The sequence below is a fragment of the Rubrimonas sp. genome (genome assembly GCF_036788415.1).
Classification (GTDB): Bacteria; Pseudomonadota; Alphaproteobacteria; order Rhodobacterales; family Rhodobacteraceae; genus Rubrimonas.
The window spans coordinates 1-2,603 of record NZ_DAIQNN010000211.1; the positions used below are offsets into that span (position 1 = coordinate 1).

General features: G+C 67.8%; 3 protein-coding genes. All 3 read left to right on the forward strand.

The window, feature by feature from the left end; translation table 11 throughout:
• The coding region (locus V7Q31_RS18640; RefSeq protein WP_333835337.1) for a hypothetical protein at positions 1–230 on the forward strand (230 nt) is incomplete at its 5' end.
• Positions 231–515: 285 nt separating this feature from the next.
• Positions 516–854: a helix-turn-helix transcriptional regulator gene (locus tag V7Q31_RS18645; RefSeq protein WP_333835338.1), complete on the forward strand. Its 339-nt coding sequence runs from the start codon at positions 516–518 to the stop codon at positions 852–854.
• A complete protein-coding gene (locus tag V7Q31_RS18650; RefSeq protein WP_333835339.1) occupies positions 841–2,130 on the forward strand; it encodes a type II toxin-antitoxin system HipA family toxin in 1,290 nt (429 codons plus the stop codon). The genes V7Q31_RS18645 and V7Q31_RS18650 overlap by 14 nt, the downstream gene beginning before the upstream one ends.
• The last annotated feature ends 473 nt before the right edge of the window (positions 2,131–2,603 follow it).

Genomic DNA, 2,603 nt, shown 5'->3' on the forward strand with positions numbered 1-2,603 from the left:
GGCACAAGCTGCTGACGGACTGGGCCCGGCAGGGCATCCTGCAACTCTGCCGCTGGCTGCCCGGGCGCGAGATCGTCTTTGTGGGCGACAGCAGCTTCGCCGTCCATGAACTCGCCCATGCCGTCGACTGCCGCGCGACCCTCATCAGCCGCCTGCACCTCGCCCGCGGCGAAGAACCCCATGTCGGCGACGGCGGCGAGCAGCCGCCCGGTTTGCATGTCCGTCGCTAGGCACCGCCCGGTCCGAAGGGTGGCGAAGCAGGCGGCGGCCGCGCGCGACCCTGCCTTGTGGCGCTGTCGCTGGGGCTAGGCCTCCAGAACTTGCGCGCGCGGTCGGCGGCCGCCGCATCTGGATAGTAGCGAAAGGATGCCGGGGAATGTCATCACGGCGATATATAAAAATGTCATAACTGCCATAAGAGTAGTTTTATATTCTACGCTGCTTGATATCCGCGATCCATGCCTCCTATGTTTCGGCAGGGCGCATATGGTGCCATGGCGCTTGCGGAGCCCGTGATGCCCAAGACGACGCGCCTCCATTCCCCGATCGCCCGCAGCGCGGCGGAGCTCCTCGGCCGCATGATCCGCAGCGCGCGTCTTGAGCGCAACATGACGGCGGCCGAGCTCGCCGAACGCGCCGGCGTCTCGCGCCCGCTGATCGCGCGCGCCGAACGCGGGGACCTGGGGGTGGCGATCGGCACGATGTTCGAGCTGTCCGCCATTCTCGGCGTCCCGCTCTTCGAGGAGGACGCATCCCGGCTGGAGACGCGCCTCGACGCGGAGCGGCGCGCCGGAGCGCTCCTGCGCAAGCGGGCGTTCCAGCACGCCCAGGGGCGCGTAGATGACGACTTCTAGCCTTCTCCGTCCGGCGAAGAGGGCGTTCGTCTGGGTCTGGTTGCCAGGCGCGGTCGATCCGGTCGTCGCCGGACGGATCGACCGCGTCGGGTCGGTCCATCAGTTCACCTACGGGAGGAGCTATCTGGGCAATCCTGCTGCGATCGCCCTCTTCCTGCCGGACCTGCCGCTAAAGCCGGGCCTTCATGTCCCGCCGGCACCTCATTTGATCGCGCCGGTCCTGCGCGACGGCGCGCCCGATCTCTGGGGACGGCGCGTGATCGTGAACCGGCTAACCGGTGCGCGCGGAGCGGCGATCGACGTCGATGGGCTCGACGAGCTGACCTACATGCTCGAGTCCGGCTCCGACCGCACCGGCGCCCTTGATTTCCAGGCTTCGGCGACTGACTACACGCCGCGGCTCTCGTCCGAGGCGGATCTCGCCACCCTTCTCGCCGCCGCCGATCTCATCGAGCGGGGGACGTCGCTTCCGTTCGAGCTCGAGGAAGCCATCCGACACGGAACATCGATCGGCGGCGCGCGTCCGAAGGCGCAGATCACCGATCGGGATCGCAAGTTCATCGCAAAGTTCAGCTCATCGGGCGACCAGCATGCGGTCGTCAAGGGCGAGTACGTGGCGTTGCGGCTCGCCGCGGAGGTTGGACTGCGCGCGGCCCGCGCGGAGCTCGTCGCGGTGGCGGGCAAGGACGTCCTGCTCGTCGAGCGGTTCGATCGTGAGATCGGCCCTCGAGGCTGGACCCGTCGCGCGATGGTCTCGGGGCTCACGATCCTGGGGTTGTCCGAGCAGGAGGCCCGCTACGCCAGCTACGAAGACCTGGCCCTGCGCTTGCGCCACGCGGGGACTGACCCTGCCGCCACGCTGCGCGAGCTTTTCGGGCGGATGTGCTTCAACATCCTGATCGGCAACACCGACGACCATGCCCGCAATCACGCCGCCTTCTGGGATGGCGTGCGGATGACGCTCACGCCGGCCTATGATCTCGATCCGCGCCCGCGTTTCTCGCATGAGGCCAATCAGGCCATGGCCGTCCGCGGCCAGTCCCGTCAGAGCCGCCTCGCTCTGGCAATCGAGGCGGCGCCGAGCTTTCTTCTCTCGGTAGCGGAGGCGGAGACGATCGCCGAAAACCAGATTGAGGCGATCCGGGATCTCTATCCCCAGATCGCCCGCGACGCTGCGCTGAGCCCGATCGACGACGACATGATCCGCAGCAGGGCGCTGCTTCAGCCCTATGCTTTTGATGGGCTGAAGGGGCGCCTCTCGGTGCATACACCTTGACGGTGCGGCGCGACGATCGGAATGCGACGGCCCTCGAAGGAGAACGCCGCGGGAGAGGCCGCCGACCCAGTCAGCTCACGCCGCGATCATGGGGTCGCGACGCCGCCCATCAGAACGTCGACGGCCCGAAGGATTTCGTCACCCTGGGCGGCGGCGTTGCCTACGCGATGCATGAGCTGGTAGGGCGAGAGCGGGAGCGGCCGGGCGGAGAAGGCGCGGCTCCACTCCACCGCCGCGACGCTCCGGTATCCAGGCGATTTCGCCCAGCGGGTGTTCGCCTTCGCTGAAGTCGAGGGCGATCATGACGCGTCGGCTCATGATTTCCTCCGGGCGCGCCGGCGGGCCTTGGTCGGGGCGAGCAGCGCGTCGAGGTTTGCGGCCTCGGGTTCGGGAAACAGACCGGCATTCTGCGCAACCGTCTCTACGTCGGCAGGATCGTCTACGGCCAGACGACGTTCCGCAGGGTGCGTGTT